This is a genomic window from Vibrio sp. RW (genome assembly GCF_027587105.1).
Taxonomy (GTDB): Bacteria; Pseudomonadota; Gammaproteobacteria; order Enterobacterales; family Vibrionaceae; genus Vibrio; species Vibrio toranzoniae.
On record NZ_JAPPTM010000010.1, the window covers coordinates 39,701 to 55,736 of the forward strand.

A 16,036-nucleotide genomic window follows, 5' to 3' on the forward strand; every position below is an offset into this window, starting at 1 on the left:
CAAGCCCCGCCTCCTTCTTACCCGAATTGGACCACTGTTATGAACTTACCCACTAACGATCTGCCCGACGCGCAACACCCATTGATTCAGTGCATAACCAAACTAGGGCTCTCTCTCTCCCAAAATCACGCTGAGCGCCTGTCCTCGTTTACCTCGATGTATCTGCACGAACGCTTGGCGGTATATTTGACGGAGAAAGGCGTACCATTTTCCACTACCGCTATTCATGAGGAGTCGGATCTGGAGTTATTGTCGCCGCCATGTCTGGTCCACTGGAACTTGCACCACTGCGTTGTCGTTCTCAACGTCTCCCTTCAGGGATTGCTGGTGTGGGATCCGTACTTAGGCGAGCGGCATTATTGCAGCATGGAGTTTATCGATCTGTGTAAAAAGCCCGGTTACGTCAACTACGTCTTATCACTGGGTGAAACACCCTCATTTCCCTCATCACTGGCGCAAGTATTCAAGCGAGAAAAAGCTCAAGAGCGCACACTGGTCAAACGATTAGTACCATTGGCCTTGATGATGTCGTCTGTTGGTAAACGCCCGACCCGCGCGCTCCTTCGTTTGCTGACTCGATGGTGGGATCGCTGCGTTCAACCTGACATTTTTGTCGCGCCGCGACACAATATTCAGCGCTTGCTTGCGTGTTCCAACGAACAAGCACGCCAGTTGGCCAGAGACAACCTGGCAGAACTGGCGATCAACATGGGCTACACCGGCTATCTGCTGAGAAAATTGCGCCGTCCTCGCTCGGTTGAATGGACACGCCGCATCGTCTCGGTTCCGCTGTCTACCCCTCAATCACCGTTTGACGGTCAGTGTATCATTGAGTTACTCCACTTGTTTGATCCGATTAGCGCGGTGTACAGCGTCCTGCAAAACCTGCCCTCTGATCGGGATGTGGTGGTCTACGGCAACCCTTGGGATGAAACTATGATCACCCTGTGCCAACAAGCATTTGCTGACCAAGGCGATGAACGCACGTTGGAGATCTTGCCTCCCGCGGGTAAGCACTCTTTTTTCAAACTGCTCAAGCGAGCTCGGGCAGGTGCGCACATCATTATGTTTGCTGATGGCAATCCGTTGTTTGTTTCGGATGAGGCGTCGGGCCTACAGATGGCACGCTCATTCACGGCGTGTGAGATGTGGCATCACCGCGCCTTCCTCACCCATACCGGCGCCTTGTTGGTAGAAAAAACGGCGGCTAATTTGTACGTCGCCGGACTGGTAGATCGGGGGCGCATGACGCTGGACTTTAGGCCCATCCCGACGCAACAGCTGTCACGTGAAGCCGTAGTACAAGCTAAGGCAGACGCCATGTGTCGACTGATAGAAATCAGCCCACAAGGGTGGTTGTTTTGGCGTAATGCCGAGGTCTACTTTCATGAATATCGCGCCGTTTTGGAGTACTAATGAGCCTATTTCGCAATGACGTGACAGAGCGGCAGCATGGCTACTACGGTGACATTTTGATCGCGCTGCCGCCCACTTTTACGCGCTTGATTGTTCTGACCTGCCTAGTTGGGTTATTCGTAGTTGCTTTCACTCTGTGGGGGGAGTTTAGCCAAAAAGAGAAAGTTCAAGGGCTGTTGCTGCCAAAAGGGGGCATTGCCGACGTCTTCGCTCCAGAGTCCGGTATTATCAGCCAGCGGCTGGTAGAAGAGGGACAGCAGGTAACACGCGGGCAAGCGCTGTATGTCATCAACACGGAATCCACCAACCCCACTGATGGCGATTTGCGTCAGCACTTGGGTGCACTGATTAACAAAAATGTCGAACTGGTCAAGCAGCAGGTCGCGGTCAACGAAACCTTAACCGCTCAGAAGCAACAGGCGCTGGAGCGGGAAATCCAACAATTGGCGGTCAAGACCGAAGGTCACGAACAGGTCATCGCGCTCAAGAAAAAGCAGCTCAAACTGGCTCAGGATACACTGGTTTCCTTTGCCACCGAGCAACAGAAACAAGCCATCAGTAAAATAGAGCTTCGACAACGTCGCAGTGACATGCTGGCCATTGAAGCTAATTTGCAGCAATTACAATTGCAGTTGGGAGATTTTCGTTATCAACAAACGCAAAAACGTGCTGAAATTAAGCAACTCAGCAGTCAATTAGCCTTAGAGCGCGGCCAATTGCAGCGCCGTGTCGGTGAGGTTCAGCAACAATTAGCATCCAACAATGCGCTCAAAGATACGGTCGTCTCCTCGCCTTTTGACGGCACCGTCTCGGCACTCAATGTGTCGCAAGGGCCCGTGTCGCAAGGCAGTGTTTTACTCAGCATCATTCCTGAAGGTCAAGCTCTGCAGGCGGTGTTGTTTGTTCCGAGCCGGGCGGTAGGGTTTTTATCTGTGGGTCAATCTGTGCGTTTGCAATATGAAGCCTTTCCCTATCAAAAATTTGGTCAATACGAGGGAGTGATTGACACCATTTCTGCCACAACTGTCGCGGTGGATGATCTCAAATACCAACCGCCTTCCCAATCAAAGACTCCTTTGCCTCCGTTTGTCTATTTAGTCAAAGTGACGCTGATGTCGCAATCGGTGGATGTGTATGGGGACGATACTCCACTTCGTGCGGGAATGAACCTTGAAGCGAGCCTAGAAGTTGAACGACGAAAGATTTATCAATGGCTCCTTGATCCTTTCAAAAAAATCCAAGAATACATTAAGGTAACACTGTGACAGTACTGAATGACTTAGCGGAACGTCTGCAGATCGGTTTTTCGCGCAAGATCCCCCTCTTTTACCAATCCGAAGCTGCTGAATGTGGACTCGCGTGTGTCGGTATGATCGCCGAGTTCTGGGGTCACAAATTGAACCTAACCCGCTTGCGCAGCGAGATGTCGGTGTCGCTCAATGGCAGCAGGCTAAGTGATCTGATGACCATGGCTAAAAAGCTTGACTTAAGTGGTCGTCCACTACGTGTCGAAGTGGACGATCTGGCGAGTATCACTGCTCCGTGCATCCTGCATTGGGATCTTAATCACTTTGTCGTCTTAGTGAAGGTCAGCCGGCATTATTTTTATATTCACGATCCCTATATTGGCCGCCGCCGTCTGTCACGCGCGGCTTTTTCTCAGCATTTCACGGGAGTGATCTTAGAGCTTACTCCGCTCGACAGTATGACCATCACGCACCATGACATCCATCAACCTACCCTACGTGATGTGTTCGGCCGCCCTAACGGTCTGATCGGCTCATTGGCGAAAATTGTCGCGTTAGCGTTGGTGTATGAAGTTTGTGTTTTAGGGGCCAGCTTTCTTCCCCAGGTGGTGATTGACCACGTTATCCCCAGTCAAGATAGCAGCTTATTGTCGCTGGTCATTGTAGGTTTTGGCTTACTGCTGCTGATCCGAGTGGGTGCCAGCGCATTGCGCGCTTGGACCGTCATGGCGGTCAGTGCCAGTTTTAACTTGCAGTGGCGCGCGCGCGTCTTTCAGCACATGATGCACTTACCTATCCCATTTTTTGAAAAACGTAACCTTGGCGATATTGCGTCACGGTTTGATTCCTTGGACGTTATCGAAAGTGCCATTACGAAACAAATTGTCGAAGCGTTGTTGGACGGGATGTTGGCGGTAGGCGCGCTGGCCATGCTATTGAGTTACGATCCTAAAATTGCCGCCATCGCCTTGGGGGCCATGAGTGTCTACTTCTTGCTTCGACAAGGATTGTTTGCGCGATTTCGCGAACTCAATCTCGAGTTCATTTTATCCAGTGCCAAGGAAAAAACGTATTTTCTAGAAACCGTCCGCAGCATCCAGAGCATCCGATTATTTGGCCGTACTGACAATCGCGCAGTTCGCTGGCAAAATCTTTTGGTCGATGAGCGAAATGCCGATATTCGACAGCAGAAACTCGGCATTATGTTCGAATCGATGAGTACCCTGGTTTTTGGTATTGAAGGTCTCATGATCGTTTGGATCGGCACCGCTGCGGCGCTCTCAGGGGAGCTGACTGTAGGGATGCTCATAGCGGCATTATCGTTTAAAGATCAGTTCTCTAGCCGGGTCTCAGGGTTTATTGATACTCTGTTTCAGCTCAAGATGCTGAGTTTACACTTAGAGCGCGTTGGAGATGTGGTGCTAACTGAGCGAGAAGAGCACGAGCCTCAGCGTTCCTACGTCGACGTCGCACACTTGTCACCCAGCATTCGTTTTGAGCATGTCAGTTATCAGTATTCTGAGCACGAGACTCGCGTGATCGATGATCTCAGCTTTGAGATCCATGCGGGTGAAGCCGTCGCCCTGACTGGCGCCTCAGGATGTGGTAAAACCACCGTCATTAAGCTGATACTCGGTATGTTAACGCCCACTCAAGGCCAAATTTTCATCGACAATACGCCACTCAGTTCGCTGAATCTGAGCGAGTATCGCCAAATGATTGGGAGTGTAATGCAAGATGACACCCTGCTATCTGGCTCGCTAGAAGAAAATATTTCGTTCTTCGACCTCCATGTCGATACGCAGCGAGTACGCGAAGTGGCCGCGATGGCTGATATTCGCCAACACATTGAGAAATTACCGATGGCGTATGAAACCTTAGTGGGTGAGTTGGGTAATACCTTGTCCGGTGGACAAAAACAGCGAGTACTTCTCGCCAGGGCTTTATACCGACAGCCAGACATTCTAATCTTTGATGAAGCAACCAGTCATTTGGATGCCCAGTCGGAGCAGCACATCAACACCATGATCCGAGGCCAAGCTGCGATCACCCGAGTAATTGTAGCCCACCGTCCCAGCACCATAGATTCCGCGGATCGGGTGATTAATATTGCCGAGCTAAATGGGGTTAACGCTCGGTTCTAGCGTACATGATAGGGATGAGCGGTGATACACAGCACAGATTTCTAGCTTCGTCCCTCTTTGTCTGTAAAAGCCCTTTTTATTTGCGGCCAAATTGCTAATACATCTTATAAAATAGAGTAATTACACTATTAAAAACAACATAAATGGTTATTAACGAAGTGTAGGTATAATTAATACTTATTTATCAATTGGTTAAAAAAAAGTGGCAACGACCTATAACGATATGACTGACTGATAATTCATTTTTTTTGATTAACTACTATAACTAGTTACAGCGCATAGTGGTGTTATGATTTGCTCAACAAGTGATTTCGAACGGATGGTAGAACTTAGCAAACCTTTGCGTATAACAGCTTTATTACTCAACAATGCCCCGACTACTGCGATCACCGGCCCAGTAGAGATGCTAATCATCGCCGCTAAATTGGCAGGGCTACCCGACCCCGAAGTGCATTATATTTCTCCTAACGATGTGCACATTCAAACTTTTTCTGGATTGACGATTACCTGTCCCACACCGTGGCAGAAAATTGAAAAAACGGACATTTTCTTGCTTGGCTGTTGCGGCGACCTGAGTGACGAGGCCTATCTGCTGCCAGAAAACCTGAAGACGTGGTTGGTGCAGCAACTGGTTGGCAGTCAATTTGTCGTCTCCTTGTGTACGGGGACGTTCTTACTGGCAGAGCTTGGTTTACTTAATCATCGATGCGCCACTACTCACTGGGCACATGTGGCGAGCTTTCGCAAACTCTATCCCCGTGTCAAGCTGATGCCTCATCTGAAAATTACTCATGAAGGGCCGTTTATCTGCTCGTCGAGCGTAAGGGATTATTACGACGCTACCTTATTGATGATTGATGACTTGTTCGGTAGTGAACATCGCACGCGCTGTGAGCGCTACATCGGCGGTGATATTTCCAGTGTCTCGCGGATTTGTCTGACCAGTTTCGGACAATATAAGCAGCATAATGACGCTCTGATCCACAAGCTGCAAGACTGGATGCATCATGAACCCCCAGGCAATCTGACCGTGGCGCGGTGCGCGAGTAAAAGTTTTTTGAGCGAAAAACAGATGACACGTCGATTTAAAGCGGCAACCGGCGACGTTCCGGTTAATTACATTCAGCGTCTGCGTCTCTTTTCTGCAAAGGATAAGCTGAGCACTACTCGACTGAACATTGAGACCATCAGTCGTCAAGTGGGCTACAGCAATATCAATCATTTTCGGTTACTGTTTAAGAGGTTCTATGACATGACGCCGACTCAATACCGCAAAGTCACGCAGTCATATGGTTCTGTCACAGAGTTTAATTGAACCACATGCGTGCTGAGTTTTAGATACCGCTAAGGTGCTAGCGTGTAAAACGGCTCCCCGCAGATAAGCTTTAAAGGTTGTGGATCTGTATCGACCACAGTTCCACTCCGATAAGGGGGGAACTGGCTTCCTCATCAGATTTCCATTCCAGACACCGATGCACTTTACCTTTCATTCTCCGATGGCTTTACTCAACGATAACCACTAACTTTCTGTGCTGAGGCTGTCCCTTTTCTTGCCCCATTTAACTTGTTGAATCACCAAGCCGGAAATGATTAATACCAGGCCAAACAGTGTCGCCGGGTGAATCTCTTCGCCAATGATGGTTGAAAGTAGCATTAGTGAGATAAACGGTGAGGCAAAGATTAGGTTACTGATACGTGCTGTGTTGTTGGTCAGTTTCAGTGCTGATAGCCACAATACAAAGGTAATCCCCATCTCAAATAGGCCCACATAAGTCACCGCCATCCAACCTTTCGCTGTGATTTGGCTAAAGCTTTCACCTTCGTAAAGGGTTAAGCCAATCGCGAATGGCAATGCCACTAAGAACCCAAGCAGTACGCCAACCACAGGGTCAGCCTTGTTTTTGGTGTTGAGAATCCAGTAACCCGCCCAAAGCAGGGTTGAAAGCAGCGCCAGTGCCACACCGAGTGGGCTATCGAACTGCATGCCTAGCACGTCGCCTTTGGTGGCTATCACCACGACACCTGCATAGCTGAAGGTACACGCAATCCAATCTTGTTTGCGAATTTTTTGTCCTAGAAACACCGCTGCCATTAAAGTTAGGGTGATCGCCCAACTGTAGTTGATGGCTTGAGCTTGAGAAGCGGGCAGTAGGTCATACGCTTTAAAGAGAATCAGGTAGTAGGCTAGAGGATTCACCAAACCGAGCAGGAGGTAATACCAAGGGTTGGAAAGAAACGTAGTACTCAACTGAGTAAGTTTGCCTTGAAAGGCGCAAACCGCGATCAGTGCAATCGACGACACAATGCTGGCGATGGTCAGCATTTGAATCGGTGAAAACTCAGCAAGGGTCAGCTTAAAAGCAGTAGCGACCGTTGACCACAGTAGCACTGCGGAAAGGCCAAAGCCCAAGGCACGACGTTCGTTCATAGCAACTCATTCTAATTTGATGGAAATTAATACAGAGCGCTTAGTCTATCTGGCGAATTTTAATACGGCAAACTGGACATTTATCCAGTATCAAAATACCATTTAATGAGTTACTTCCAATTAGGCTAAATCATTATCATGCAATGGATTATCGAACATCAAGCAACGCTTATTGCTGCAATTTCTGGCGCGCTCGTCAGCAGCGGTGTGGTGGGTTGGTGGATAAAGCAAAAGTTCTCTTTTCAACAGCGACTTCTTGAACAGCAACTTGAGTCCGATCGTTTGTTGCATCAATCTCAACAGTCGCAACTCAAGTTATCGCTTGCAGAGGCACAACAAGAGTTGGATGAGCTGGATGATGAGCGAGATAAAGCGGTATTTGAACTCAAGCAAGCGCACGGCAAGGTGATGGCCGCGATGGAAAAGCTTCGTTATTTTGAAGCCGTTAAGCAGGAGCGCCAGCAATATGCTGATGAGATCAATGTGCTTAAAGCTCATAAATCAGAGCTAGAAGCTGAGCTGCGAGAGCAAGAGGCGAGGCACGATCAAGAAAATCTCGCCAATAATGAAAAACTGCAGCTGTTGGAGCATGCTGAATCTCGATTAAAGCAACAGTTTGAGCATTTAGCTAATCAGTTATTTGAAACTAAAACCGCCAAGGTTGATCAGCAGAACAAGCAGAGCCTAGAAGGTTTGTTGTCACCTTTGAGAGAACAGCTAGAAGGTTTTAAAAAGCAGGTTAACGATAACTTTAGCCAAGAAGCCAAAGAGCGCCACACCTTAGTGCATGAATTGAAAAACCTGCAACGTCTGAATGAGAGCATGACGCGTGAAGCCGTAAATCTGACTCAAGCGCTCAAGGGTGATAATAAACAGCAAGGTAACTGGGGCGAAGTGGTACTGGCTCGTGTGCTCGCTGAATCAGGCCTGCGCGAAGGCCATGAATACCAAACGCAAGTGAACCTGCAAAACGATGCGGGCAAGCGTTATCAACCGGATGTGATTGTGCATCTGCCACAAGATAAGCAAGTGGTGGTGGATTCGAAAATGGCGTTGGTGGCCTTTGAACGCTACTTCAATGCTGAAACTGATCAACAACGCGATGCTGCACTACGGGATCACTTAGTTTCTCTAAGAGCGCACATCAAAGGCTTGAGCCAGAAAGATTATCATCAACTCAAAGGCATTCAGAGCCTCGATTATGTGTTGATGTTTATTCCGGTAGAGCCAGCATTTCAAGTGGCGATTCAAGCCGACCCTAGCTTAGTCAAAGACGCGATGGAGCAAAACATCATTTTGGTTAGCCCAACGACCTTGCTGGTGGCACTGCGTACCATTGATAACCTGTGGCGCAACGACAGGCAGAACCAGAACGCTCAAGTTATTGCGGAACGTGCGAGCAAGCTTTACGACAAATTGCGCTTGTTCGTTGATGACATGGAAGGCCTTGGTAGCTCATTAGATAGAGCCAATCAAAGCTACCAAGGGGCGATGAATAAGCTAGTAACAGGGCGGGGTAATGTGATTCGTCAGGCAGAAAGCTTCAAGCAATTGGGTGTTGAAGTGAAAAAACCGATTTCGATAGGTTTGGCTGAAATGGCGCAAAATGAGGCTTTTTCAGAAAATGACTCGTTAGTAGAAAGACAACCTGCTGAGGATAAAGTAAACTAATCGACCGCAGCGCCTCTAAACACACAGTGCGCTGTCGATGAGAACTTACCATGGTAGATAACAGCATTATGGACACAAGCGTGCAGACAAATTCAGAAGTAGAGTCAGAAACCACACACTTTGGTTTCGAAACCGTCGCGAAAGACGAAAAAGTCGCGAAAGTCGCAGAGGTATTTCACTCTGTAGCTGCTAAATACGACATTATGAATGATTTAATGTCGGGTGGTGTTCACCGCTTGTGGAAGCGATTCACGATTGATTGCAGTGGCGTTCGCCCGGGTCAACGTGTTCTAGACCTCGGTGGTGGTACTGGCGATCTTACGGCGAAATTCTCGCGTATTGTTGGTGAAAAAGGCCACGTGGTTCTTGCTGATATCAACAATTCAATGCTGAATGTTGGCCGTGATAAGCTGCGAGATAACGGTATTGTGGGCAATGTGCACTACGTACAAGCCAATGCTGAAGACCTACCATTTCCAGATAACTACTTTGATTGCATTACGATCAGCTTCTGTCTGCGTAACGTAACCGATAAAGACCAAGCATTGCGTTCAATGTTCCGCGTACTTAAGCCGGGCGGCCGCCTGTTGGTTCTGGAGTTTTCGAAGCCAGTACTTGAGCCACTATCGAAAGTGTATGACGCATATTCCTTTCACCTGTTACCTAAAATTGGTGAGCTGATTGTCAATGATGCAGACAGCTACCGCTACCTTGCCGAATCTATCCGCATGCACCCAAATCAAGAAACTTTGGAAGGCATGATGCAAGAAGCGGGTTTTGAAAACACTAAATACTACAACCTAACGGGCGGCATTGTTGCGCTGCACCGAGGTTACAAGTTCTAGTCGAACTTGTAGTAGGCTCGTTGAGCTGGCTAGACAATAAAAGAATAAAGACAGAACGGATAGGTTAAGGCTTATCCGTTTTCAAAGGTAAGGACAGTCATGCCATTTGATCCATTGGTCACCGCGGTTATTGAAACCTCTTTAAATACTTTCGTGAACGATGATCCAGCCTTGGTTCGTCGTTTGTCGCGTTTAAAGGGGCAGATCATTCAAGTCAATTTGAAAGAGTTGAATAAAACACTCACTTTCGTTTTCAGCCAACAAATTGATGTATTGGCTGAATACGAAGGACAACCTGATTGTTACTTATCCTTGAACCTATCGGTATTACCGGAACTGCGTGAGCAGTCGAATATCACTAAGCTGATCAAGCAAGATAAGCTGATCTTAGACGGTGATATTCAGTTGGCACAAAAATTTGCTCAATTGATGACAGACTGCAAGCCTGACTTGGAAGAGTGGTTGTCACGAGTGACTGGCGATGTGGTTGCGCATACCTTGGTCCAAAGCGCTAAAAATGTGGGTGACCTGATGGCCAAGCAGGCAACTAAGCATCAAAACCACCTTGCTCAGGTTTTGACTGAGGAGTGGAAAATGGCACCCGCTCCGTTAGAAGTCGCACATTTTTGCGATCAGGTTGATGACGTAAAAAGTGCCACCGCACGCCTTGAATCAAAATTGAATACTCTGTTGGAGAAAGCATGACCCCTGCAGAAGTGAAACGTCTTTATCATATTATCAAGGTACAGTTAGAGTATGGCCTTGATGAGTTGATGCCAGAACACCAATTGACTAAAGCCCCTTTGCTGGCGAGAAAGTCACTGTTTTGGCTCAAGAATAAGCATCAAGATAAAGAGTTAGGCCACCGCTTGCGTTTAGCATTACAAGAATTAGGGCCGGTCTGGATCAAATTCGGACAGATGATGTCGACACGTCGTGACCTATTTCCTCCTCATATCGCCGATCAATTGGCGTTGTTGCAAGACCAAGTGGCGCCATTTGATGGCGCGTTGGCCAAGCAAGATATGGAAACGGCATTGGGTGGCAGTTTAGATAACTGGTTTACTGATTTTGATATTGAGCCACTGGCTTCGGCTTCTATAGCTCAGGTGCATACGGCAAAGCTAAAAGAGAGTGGTCGCGAGATTGTTCTCAAGGTAATTCGACCTGATATTCGCCCGGTGATTGATGCAGATCTAAAACTGATGCACCGAATGGCGCGTATAGTCGCTAAGTCGCTTCCTGAAGCACGTCGTTTGAAACCCGTTGAGGTGGTTCACGAGTACGAAAAAACGCTACTTGATGAACTCGATCTGCGTCGTGAGGCGGCCAATGCGATTCAACTGCGACGTAATTTTGAGGGTAGTGAAGAGCTGTATGTTCCAGAGGTTATCCCTGATTTAAGCAGTGAAACCTTGATGGTGTCTGAACGAATCTATGGTATTCAAGTTTCAGACATTGAAACGCTAAACGCCAACGGCACTAACATGAAATTGCTGGCTGAACGCGGTGTGACAGTCTTCTTCACCCAAGTGTTCCGCGACAGCTTTTTCCATGCAGACATGCACCCTGGCAACGTGTTCGTTAACCCTGAAAATCCAGATAATCCTCAGTGGATTGGCTTGGATTGTGGCATTGTCGGCACGCTCAACAGCGAAGATAAGCGCTATTTAGCCGAAAACCTGCTGGCGTTCTTTAATCGAGATTATCGTAAAGTTGCCGAGCTGCACGTGGATTCTGGATGGGTGCCACACGACACCAACGTCAATGATTTCGAATTTGCGATTCGTATGGTGTGTGAGCCTATTTTTGCCAAACCACTTGGCGAGATCTCATTTGGCCATGTGTTGCTAAACTTATTTAATACAGCAAGACGTTTCAACATGGAGGTTCAACCTCAGTTGGTGCTTTTGCAGAAGACCTTGTTGTATGTGGAAGGCCTAGGCCGCCAGTTGTATCCGCAACTTGATTTATGGGCAACGGCGAAGCCTTTCCTAGAAACTTGGATGATGAATCAAGTGGGGCCGCAAGCTGTGATTAACGCAGTCAAAGAGCGCGCGCCATTCTGGGCAGAAAAACTGCCAGAGCTGCCAGAGCTACTTTATGACAGCTTGCGCCAAGGTAAAGCGATGAACCACAGAATGGATCAGCTTTATCAAGGCTACCGAGATAGTAAGCGTCAGCAAGCGACTGGAAAGTTTTTGTTTGGCGTTGGAGCTACTTTAGTCGTATGCTCCGCAATATTAGTTTCAAGCCCTTATGAGCAGCTATCCATGGGCTGTGGCATCGCAGGTGTCACATTTTGGTTGCTTAGTTGGCGAGCTTACCGTCGTTAGACAGTAGACTCTCTTAATATTTTTATGTGTAGACAGACCCGAGGACAATGACAATGGGTGGTATCAGTATTTGGCAACTTTTAATCATTGCTGTAATTGTAATTTTGCTATTCGGAACAAAGAAACTGCGCGGCATGGGTGGTGACTTAGGTTCAGCGGTTAAAGGCTTCAAAAAAGCGATGAGCGATGAAGAAAAGCCTGCAGATAAGAAAGACGCAGACTTTGAACCAAAGAATATTGAACAGCAGAAGAAAGAAGCGAGCGCTGAAACAACTGCTGAAACAAAGAAAGACAAAGAGCAGGCGTAAATCGTGTTTGATATCGGTTTTTGGGAACTGGTATTAATATCTGTCGTTGGGTTAGTGGTTTTAGGACCTGAGCGTTTGCCTGTAGCGATTCGCAGTGTCTCCAAGTTTGTTGGACAAGCGAAAAGCATGGCGAATAGTGTGAAAGATGAACTTTCTCATGAGCTTAAGGTACAAGAGCTGCAAGAAAACCTACGTAAGGCGGAAAAAATGGGTATGGAAGATTTATCTCCAGACCTACAAGCATCAGTGGATGAACTTAAGCAGGCCGCTGCTGAGGTTCAACGTCCATATGCTAAGCCTGAGTCTGATAAGCCAAGTGAGACTAAATCCAGTGTCACGGAAACTGTGGAATCTGAAACTATTCAGGTTAACAGTGAGGCTTCAGCACCGTCAGATAAGAAAGCCGAATAGTCTCGCAAGGAGGAGTCGCCAGATACTTATGTAGCTAGATGTTTAAGTAGCTACATATTTAAGTAAATAGCTATTCAAGTGGATACTAATTCAACTGGATAGATAGGCGCGCGGCTCCTTTTCGATCTTCCTTTTAAGAGGTTTGACATGTCTTCGACTGAGCAGACACAGCCTTTAATTAGCCACCTTCTAGAGCTACGTAATCGCCTACTGCGTGCGATTGTTGCCGTTCTGGTTGTGTTTGTTGGGCTAATTTATTTTGCTAATGATATTTATGAATTCGTATCGGCCCCTTTGGTAGATCGCCTACCTGAAGGGGCGACGATGATTGCAACGGATGTTGCATCACCATTTTTCACGCCATTAAAGTTAACTTTAGTCGCCTCTATTTTTGTCGCGGTACCGTTTATTTTGTATCAAGTATGGGCTTTTGTTGCACCGGGCTTATACAAACATGAGAAGCGTTTGATAATGCCTTTGCTGGCTTCAAGTTCGCTGCTGTTTTACTGTGGTGTAGCGTTTGCTTACTTCGTGGTATTCCCGTTGGTATTTAGCTTCTTTACCACTATCTCTTTGGGACAGGTGGAGTTTGCGACAGACATATCGAGTTATCTTGATTTTGTACTGGCACTGTTCTTGGCCTTTGGTATTGCTTTTGAAGTGCCTGTTGCGATTATCTTGTTATGTTGGACTGGTGCGACAACGCCTAAATCGCTGTCTGAAAAGCGCCCTTATATTGTTGTGGGTGCGTTCATTATCGGCATGATGCTGACACCACCTGATATGATATCGCAAACGCTGTTGGCCATTCCAATGTGTATTTTGTTTGAGATTGGTCTGTTCTTTGCGCGCTTCTATGTGCGTAAGCCGAATGGCGATGAAGAGGAAGAAGCTGAATCTTAATTGAACCGTGCTTCTTAACGAGTCATTTAACAATAAAAAAGCGGCCATAGGCCGCTTTTTTGTTGTGTCTTGTTTATCGAATCTTTAACTGATATCCACAGTTTTGACATATGTAGAGCTCTTTAATCCCTAATATTTTATGCCACAAGGTTCGATGCTGGCGTTGCAAGTGCTGTGAGTGGTCACACATAATTATCATCTCCATATGAATGTAGTTGATAATAGACCTGTTGCTAGCTCTTCTCAAATGTTTTGGGGGTTTAAATCAATTTGATTTATGACAAATTAAATAAGTCTCTCGCATTTTGAGTGGTTATTGCGTCAACTTCTTTCATTGTCATGCCCCTTAGGTCGGCAATACGTTTCGCAACCAACTCCGTATAAGCGGGTTCATTACGTTTACCACGGTGTGGCGCGGGTGCTAAATAAGGGCAATCTGTTTCCAAGATGACGTAATTCATATCCAGATGTGGGATTACCTTATCCATCCCCGAATTCTTAAAGGTCGAAACACCACCTAATCCAAGATGAAAGCCGATCGCGTTGATTGCTTGAGCTTCTTCTAAGCTGCTTCCAAAGCAGTGGAACACGCCACGTAAGCGACCGTCTTGCTCTTGACGAAGTAGAGTTAGTGTCTCTTCAATAGAGTCTCGAGTATGGATCACTACTGGTAAATCGAGTTCTTTTGCCCACTGTAGTTGAGTCACAAACGCCATCTCTTGTTCGGCTTTAAAGGTTTTATCCCAGTACAGGTCGATGCCAATTTCACCTACGGCGATAAAGTCACGCTTATCGAACCAAGCTCGAATGGTTTTCAGGGTTTGTTCAATATTGGCATCCACGTAGCAGGGGTGTAAGCCCATCATTGAGTGACACACCTCAGGGAACTGTGCTTCCGTCGCTAGCATTGGCTCGATAGATTCTAAGTCGATATTAGGCAGCAGAATCGTATCAATTCCTTGATCTCGTGCGCGTTGTACTACTTGTTCGCGGTCTTCGTCGAATTCGCTCGCGTAAATATGAGCATGGGTGTCGATCATTATTTTGTCCTGAAAGCGGTCTTTACTGAGTTGTCATGAGTATACGGCAGTGTGAGGAGAAGGTCATTTTTTGCCATTCATCCCTATTTTTGAATGGGTTTTATACTTTACTGCTAGCGTCCTGAGCCATCAATGATATGCTTTTGCTTGTATTTAGCACTTTTCATATCTAAGTATTTCGTGCTTAGACTAGGCAAGGAGAATCTAGTGTCTGTTTCAATTCAAGGTCAATTTCCAGGTCGTCGTATGCGCCGTATGCGCAAGCACGACTTTAGCCGTCGCCTAATGGCAGAAAATCAATTGTCTGTGGATGATCTCATCTACCCAATGTTTATCCTTATGGGCAAAGAACGCCGCGAGCCTGTAGAGTCCATGCCGGGTGTTGAACGCCTGTCGATCGATCTTATGCTTGAGGAAGCGGATTACCTGTCAAAATTAGGTGTTCCTGCGATTGCTCTGTTTCCGGTAGTGAACCAAGACGCTAAAAGTTTATGTGCGGTTGAAGCTCATAACTCGGAAGGTTTAGTTCAACGTGCAGTACGTTTACTAAAAGAGCACGTGCCAAACATGGGCGTTATTACTGACGTAGCACTAGACCCGTTCACTACTCACGGCCAAGACGGTATCATCGATGAAGATGGTTACGTGATGAATGATGAGACGACCGAAGTTTTGATCAAGCAGGCGCTGTCACACGCTGAAGCGGGGGCTGATGTGGTTGCCCCATCAGATATGATGGACGGTCGTATTGGTAAAATCCGTGAAGCGCTAGAAGAAGCCGGTCATATTCACACCCAAATTATGGCGTATTCAGCGAAATACGCATCGTGCTACTACGGCCCATTCCGCGATGCTGTCGGCAGTGCTTCAAACCTGAAAGGTGGTAACAAGAAAAACTACCAGATGGATCCGGCAAACAGCGATGAAGCGATTCACGAAGTGGCAATCGATCTGAATGAAGGCGCGGACATGGTGATGGTGAAGCCAGGCATGCCTTACCTAGACATCGTGCGCCGTGTGAAGCATGAACTACAAGCGCCGACATTTGCTTACCAAGTGTCTGGTGAATATGCGATGCACAAAGTCGCTATTCAAAATGGTTGGTTGAAAGAGCGCGAAACCGTCATGGAATCACTGCTGTGCTTTAAGCGTGCGGGCGCCGATGGCATTCTTACTTACTTTGCTAAAGATGTCGCAGAGTGGCTTGCGGAAGACAATGCACAAGTATCAGAGCATTTAAAAGAAAAGTAACTGCGCAGAATGAACTTAAGTGATCAGTAAAAGGGT

At 47.1% G+C, this 16,036-nt stretch carries 14 protein-coding genes; 12 read left to right on the forward strand and 2 right to left on the reverse strand.

Annotated elements, in window-relative coordinates; genetic code table 11:
• Positions 1–39 precede the first annotated feature (39 nt).
• From OCT63_RS11165 to OCT63_RS11180, 4 genes are all read left to right on the forward strand, one after another.
• Positions 40–1,416: an ATP-binding protein gene (locus OCT63_RS11165; protein ID WP_269983727.1), complete on the forward strand. Its 1,377-nt coding sequence runs from the start codon at positions 40–42 to the stop codon at positions 1,414–1,416.
• Positions 1,416–2,681 carry an HlyD family secretion protein gene (locus OCT63_RS11170; protein WP_269983728.1) on the forward strand — a complete coding sequence of 422 codons (1,266 nt, stop codon included), beginning with the start codon at positions 1,416–1,418 and terminating at the stop codon, positions 2,679–2,681. Before OCT63_RS11165 ends, OCT63_RS11170 begins: the two co-directional genes overlap by 1 nt.
• Positions 2,678–4,807: a peptidase domain-containing ABC transporter gene (locus OCT63_RS11175; RefSeq protein ID WP_269983729.1), complete on the forward strand. Its 2,130-nt coding sequence runs from the start codon at positions 2,678–2,680 to the stop codon at positions 4,805–4,807. The genes OCT63_RS11170 and OCT63_RS11175 overlap by 4 nt, the downstream gene beginning before the upstream one ends.
• A gap of 319 nt (positions 4,808–5,126) precedes the next feature.
• Positions 5,127–6,122 (forward strand): GlxA family transcriptional regulator, encoded by a 996-nt coding sequence (locus tag OCT63_RS11180; protein WP_269983730.1) that lies wholly within the window; start codon positions 5,127–5,129, stop codon positions 6,120–6,122.
• Positions 6,123–6,326: 204 nt separating this feature from the next.
• Here the strand turns inward: OCT63_RS11180 and OCT63_RS11185 are convergent, their stop codons facing one another.
• Positions 6,327–7,235: a DMT family transporter gene (locus OCT63_RS11185; RefSeq protein WP_269983731.1), complete on the reverse strand. Its 909-nt coding sequence runs from the start codon at positions 7,233–7,235 to the stop codon at positions 6,327–6,329.
• Between the two features lie 138 nt (positions 7,236–7,373).
• On the opposite strand from OCT63_RS11185, the gene rmuC reads away from it, so the two are divergent.
• The 7 genes from rmuC (at position 7,374) to tatC (ending at position 13,709) form a co-directional block, all read left to right on the forward strand.
• Positions 7,374–8,906, forward strand: coding sequence for a DNA recombination protein RmuC (gene rmuC, locus OCT63_RS11190; protein WP_161672343.1), 1,533 nt, complete (start codon positions 7,374–7,376; stop codon positions 8,904–8,906).
• A gap of 65 nt (positions 8,907–8,971) precedes the next feature.
• Positions 8,972–9,751: a bifunctional demethylmenaquinone methyltransferase/2-methoxy-6-polyprenyl-1,4-benzoquinol methylase UbiE gene (ubiE, locus tag OCT63_RS11195; RefSeq protein ID WP_060467028.1), complete on the forward strand. Its 780-nt coding sequence runs from the start codon at positions 8,972–8,974 to the stop codon at positions 9,749–9,751.
• 99 nt (positions 9,752–9,850) lie between these two features.
• Positions 9,851–10,456, forward strand: coding sequence for a ubiquinone biosynthesis accessory factor UbiJ (locus OCT63_RS11200; protein WP_269983732.1), 606 nt, complete (start codon positions 9,851–9,853; stop codon positions 10,454–10,456).
• Entirely contained in the window at positions 10,453–12,087 is a 1,635-nt protein-coding gene (ubiB, locus tag OCT63_RS11205; protein ID WP_060466881.1) for a ubiquinone biosynthesis regulatory protein kinase UbiB, read from the forward strand. The genes OCT63_RS11200 and ubiB overlap by 4 nt, the downstream gene beginning before the upstream one ends.
• Before the next feature lie 53 nt (positions 12,088–12,140).
• Complete coding sequence (gene tatA / locus OCT63_RS11210; protein ID WP_060466882.1) at positions 12,141–12,395, forward strand: Sec-independent protein translocase subunit TatA; 255 nt, start codon at positions 12,141–12,143, stop codon at positions 12,393–12,395.
• A 3-nt stretch (positions 12,396–12,398) separates the two neighbouring features.
• Positions 12,399–12,806, forward strand: coding sequence for a Sec-independent protein translocase protein TatB (gene tatB, locus OCT63_RS11215; protein WP_060466883.1), 408 nt, complete (start codon positions 12,399–12,401; stop codon positions 12,804–12,806).
• A 147-nt stretch (positions 12,807–12,953) separates the two neighbouring features.
• Positions 12,954–13,709, forward strand: coding sequence for a twin-arginine translocase subunit TatC (gene tatC / locus OCT63_RS11220; RefSeq protein WP_017055575.1), 756 nt, complete (start codon positions 12,954–12,956; stop codon positions 13,707–13,709).
• 275 nt (positions 13,710–13,984) lie between these two features.
• Here the strand turns inward: tatC and OCT63_RS11225 are convergent, their stop codons facing one another.
• Positions 13,985–14,749 (reverse strand): TatD family hydrolase, encoded by a 765-nt coding sequence (locus OCT63_RS11225; protein WP_269983733.1) that lies wholly within the window; start codon positions 14,747–14,749, stop codon positions 13,985–13,987.
• A gap of 207 nt (positions 14,750–14,956) precedes the next feature.
• Here OCT63_RS11225 and hemB point away from each other — a divergent pair, with 207 nt between their 5' ends.
• The gene (gene hemB / locus OCT63_RS11230; RefSeq protein WP_060466886.1) at positions 14,957–16,000 is read left to right on the forward strand and encodes a porphobilinogen synthase; all 1,044 of its coding nucleotides are present in this window, start codon (positions 14,957–14,959) and stop codon (positions 15,998–16,000) included.
• Positions 16,001–16,036 lie beyond the last annotated feature (36 nt).

Coding starts and splice junctions, on each gene's coding strand:
- OCT63_RS11225 (WP_269983733.1), bottom strand. CDS start 14,749: ATGATCGACACCCATGCTCATATTTACGCGAGCGAATTCGACGAAGAC.
- OCT63_RS11170 (WP_269983728.1), top strand. CDS start 1,416: ATGAGCCTATTTCGCAATGACGTGACAGAGCGGCAGCATGGCTACTAC.
- OCT63_RS11185 (WP_269983731.1), bottom strand. CDS start 7,235: ATGAACGAACGTCGTGCCTTGGGCTTTGGCCTTTCCGCAGTGCTACTG.
- OCT63_RS11200 (WP_269983732.1), top strand. CDS start 9,851: ATGCCATTTGATCCATTGGTCACCGCGGTTATTGAAACCTCTTTAAAT.
- ubiB (WP_060466881.1), top strand. CDS start 10,453: ATGACCCCTGCAGAAGTGAAACGTCTTTATCATATTATCAAGGTACAG.
- rmuC (WP_161672343.1), top strand. CDS start 7,374: ATGCAATGGATTATCGAACATCAAGCAACGCTTATTGCTGCAATTTCT.
- OCT63_RS11165 (WP_269983727.1), top strand. CDS start 40: ATGAACTTACCCACTAACGATCTGCCCGACGCGCAACACCCATTGATT.
- tatC (WP_017055575.1), top strand. CDS start 12,954: ATGTCTTCGACTGAGCAGACACAGCCTTTAATTAGCCACCTTCTAGAG.
- tatA (WP_060466882.1), top strand. CDS start 12,141: ATGGGTGGTATCAGTATTTGGCAACTTTTAATCATTGCTGTAATTGTA.
- OCT63_RS11180 (WP_269983730.1), top strand. CDS start 5,127: ATGGTAGAACTTAGCAAACCTTTGCGTATAACAGCTTTATTACTCAAC.